The organism is Allobosea sp. (assembly GCF_048595345.1).
GTDB lineage: Bacteria > Pseudomonadota > Alphaproteobacteria > Rhizobiales > Beijerinckiaceae > Allobosea.
This window is the reverse complement of record NZ_JBMDWH010000241.1, coordinates 1-3,179: the sequence shown is the minus strand read 5'-3', so window position 1 is coordinate 3,179 and position 3,179 is coordinate 1. Positions and strand designations below refer to the sequence as shown.

The window sequence follows — 3,179 nt, the reverse complement described above, 5'->3', positions numbered from 1 at the left end:
TGCGCGTCGGCGGCGGCCGCTGAGGCCGGGGAGGGCGACGATGCGCATTCTCCTGACGCTGCTCGGCTTCGTCATGATCGCGGTGCCCGCGCTGATGATGCTGGCGCGCCGAGACCTGCCGAGCGGGCGGCGCATCGCCTTCGCGCTGGTGATCTTCCTGGCGCCGGCGCTCGTGCTGGGATTCATCCAGAGCGTGCCGGAACTGGACGGGCGCTCGCTCACGCATCCGAACCGCTGGGCGCTCGCCCGCATCGTCCTCACCGGTGCTTCGCTGATCCTGCCCTGGTGCCTCTATGTCTGGCTGGCGGGGCGGCGGCCCGCGCGGCGCGATTGACAGCGCGCCCGCTGCCGAACATATACGAGCGCATGAGCATGATGATCACCCGACGTCGCCAGATTGAGGCCGCCCCGGCGCGCCCGCGATGACGCTCGGCTGATTGTCCGACGCCCGCGACCGCGCCCCGAGCGCGGTTTTTTTATGCCCTTAGCCAGCTTCGGCAGCGCGAGCATGCTGCCCATCCCCGGGGGATCCCGATGAGCCAGACCCAGAAGACCATCTTCATCGACGGCGAAGCCGGCACCACCGGCCTCGGCATCCGCGACCGCCTCGCCGCGCTGCCCGAGATCGCGCTGAAGAGCATCGATCCCGACAAGCGCAAGGACCCGGTCGCCCGCAAGGAGATGATGGCCTCGGTCGATCTCGTCGTGCTCTGCCTGCCGGACGACGCGGCCAAGCAATCCGTGGCGCTGGCCGATGAGCTGGGTGCGGATGCGCCCAAGATCGTCGATGCCGCGACGGCTCACCGCATTGCGCCCGGCTGGGTCTATGGCTTCGCCGAACTGGCCCCCGGCCATGCCGAGGCGATCGCCAAGGCGGACCGTGTCGCCAATCCCGGCTGCTATCCCACCGGCGCCATCGCGCTGCTGCGCCCGCTCGTCGATGCCGGCCTGATCCCGCAGGATCACCCGGTCTCGGTCAATGCGGTGTCGGGCTATTCCGGCGGCGGCAAGGCCATGATCGCCGATTACGAGAGCGGCGTCGCGCCGGCCTTCGAGCTTTACGGGCTCGGCCTGCATCACAAGCATCTGCCGGAGCTGCAGGCCTATGCGAGGCTGACCCGGCGGCCCATCTTCGTGCCTTCGGTCGGCAATTTCCGGCAGGGCATGCTGGTCTCGATCCCGCTGCATCTCGACACGCTGCCTGGCAAACCCGCCATCGCCGACCTGCACCATGCCCTGGCCGAGCGCTATGCCGGCTCGACCTATGTCAGCGTGCCGGCGGCCGAGACCAACGGCAAGATCGAGCCCGAGGCGCTGAACGATACCAACAAGCTCGAGCTGCGGGTCTTCGGCCAGGATGACCTGCATCAGGCTGTGCTGGTCGCCAGGCTCGACAATCTCGGCAAGGGCGCTTCGGGCGCGGCGGTTCAGAACATCCGCCTGATGCTGGGGCTCCCGGAGGCCTGAGGAGCACAGGGTCTGACGGCACACCCGCGTGGTGCGCCGCCAAGGAGCCCGATCCTGCTTGCGCTTGCAGAGCAAGCGTCACGCGCTCAGGCATCGGAGAAGGCCGGAGAGCCGAGAATGGCCTGGATGCGCGGATCGCGCGCCCAATTGCCGCGCGGCATCACCCAGCCGCCATTGTCGGAACCCCGATTGAAGCTTCCGCCGTGGAAGAAGAAATCGGCATAGGCATCGGCGAAATGCTCGCTCGGCCCCTGTGTTGCGCCGGAGTGCGCGTGCGCGAGAAGCGCTGCGTACCCCGCCGGATCGCTGCCGGCGAGGGTCGCCATGCAGCCGAAGGCCCAGTCGATGATATGGCCGACTTCGTGCAGCAGCGTGTAGTTTAGCCGACCCGCATTCACCGGACGCTGGACCGGATCGAAGATCATGCGGTTGAGCCGGATGAAAGGCCCACCCGGCATGGTCGGCGAGGCCGAGCCGCCGCCACCGCGTGCCGGGCGATCGCCGACGGTGATCGTGGGCAGAGCCCGCAGATGCATGCTCGGCAGCAGGCACAGCGTGCGCTCCAGCTGCTCGATCTCACGGCCCCTTGGCTCGACTCCGTTGATCCGAACGCTCACCCCGTAGCAAAGCGCATATGGCACGATCGCCTCCCCCAAAGCGTCGGGGATGGATCGTGCCGCAGAGCGGGATTTCTGGCAACGGACGAACCGCTCTCAGGATGCGAGTGGTTCGTCGAATCCCATGGGCGATGCTGGACTCAGCCCTGCCAGGGCAGGAAGTTCTGGCGCTGCTCGCCCAGACCCTCGATGCCGAGTGTGACGACCTCGCCGCCCTTGAGGAAGCGCGGCGGCTTGAAGCCGAGGCCGACGCCGGGCGGGGTGCCGGTGGTGATGACATCGCCCGGATCCAGCCGCATGAACTGGCTGATATAGTGGACGAGGTGCTTCACCCCGAAGATCATCGTCTTGGTCGAACCGTTCTGCACGCGCTCGCCATCGATCTCCAGCCACATGGCGAGGTTCTGGATGTCGGCGACCTCGTCAGGCGTCACCAGCCAGGGGCCCAGCGGGCCGAAGGTCGGGCAGCCCTTGCCCTTGGCCCATTGCCCGCCGCGCTCGGCCTGGAATTCGCGCTCGGATACATCGTTGCAGACGCAGAATCCGGCGATGGCGTCCATGGCCTTGTCCTCAGGGATATAGGAACCGCCATCGCCGATCACGATCGCCAGTTCGACCTCCCAATCGGTCTTCTTCGACGCCTTGGGGATCTGCACGTCGTCATTCGGCCCGACGATGCAGTTGGGCGCCTTGTTGAAGAGGATCGGCTCCTTCGGGATCTCGGCGCCGGTCTCGGCGGCATGATCGGCGAAGTTGAGGCCGACCGCGATGAAGTTGCGCACATCGCCGACGCAGGCGCCGATGCGGGGCGAGCCGGACACCAGCGGCAACGACTCCGGCGCGAGCGCCTTGATCTTCGCCAGCGAGGCCGAGGTCAGCGCCTTGCCGGCCAGATCGGGGACGATGCCTGAGAGGTCGCGCAGAGCGCCCTGGGCGTCTAGCAGGCCGGGCTTTTCCTGGCCGGGCGCGCCGTAACGAAGCAGTTTCAAGGTGTTTCCCCCAGATTCAAACGATCTAATTGATGCACGATCCTGCCCGCAGCCGGTGCCGGAAGGCAAGAGCGTCGCTGCATGACGCGCCCGCGCGATATGGGCG

At 67.3% G+C, this 3,179-nt stretch carries 4 protein-coding genes; 2 read left to right on the top strand and 2 right to left on the bottom strand.

Going from position 1 to position 3,179, the window contains the following annotated elements:
• Together ACOJTB_RS20975 and argC are read left to right on the top strand one after the other, a co-directional pair.
• On the top strand, positions 1-334 hold a 334-nt coding region (locus tag ACOJTB_RS20975; protein ID WP_420104462.1), incomplete at its 5' end, for a hypothetical protein.
• A gap of 200 nt (positions 335-534) precedes the next feature.
• The gene (gene argC / locus ACOJTB_RS20970; RefSeq protein ID WP_420104461.1) at positions 535-1,467 is read left to right on the top strand and encodes an N-acetyl-gamma-glutamyl-phosphate reductase; all 933 of its coding nucleotides are present in this window, start codon (positions 535-537) and stop codon (positions 1,465-1,467) included.
• A gap of 86 nt (positions 1,468-1,553) precedes the next feature.
• Here argC and ACOJTB_RS20965 read toward each other — a convergent pair whose 3' ends face one another.
• Together ACOJTB_RS20965 and ACOJTB_RS20960 are read right to left on the bottom strand one after the other, a co-directional pair.
• On the bottom strand, positions 1,554-2,108 hold the full coding sequence (locus ACOJTB_RS20965; RefSeq protein ID WP_420104460.1) for a hypothetical protein: 555 nt from the start codon (positions 2,106-2,108) through the stop codon (positions 1,554-1,556).
• Between the two features lie 116 nt (positions 2,109-2,224).
• The gene (locus tag ACOJTB_RS20960; RefSeq protein ID WP_420104459.1) at positions 2,225-3,073 is read right to left on the bottom strand and encodes a fumarylacetoacetate hydrolase family protein; all 849 of its coding nucleotides are present in this window, start codon (positions 3,071-3,073) and stop codon (positions 2,225-2,227) included.
• Between the last annotated feature and the right edge of the window lie 106 nt (positions 3,074-3,179).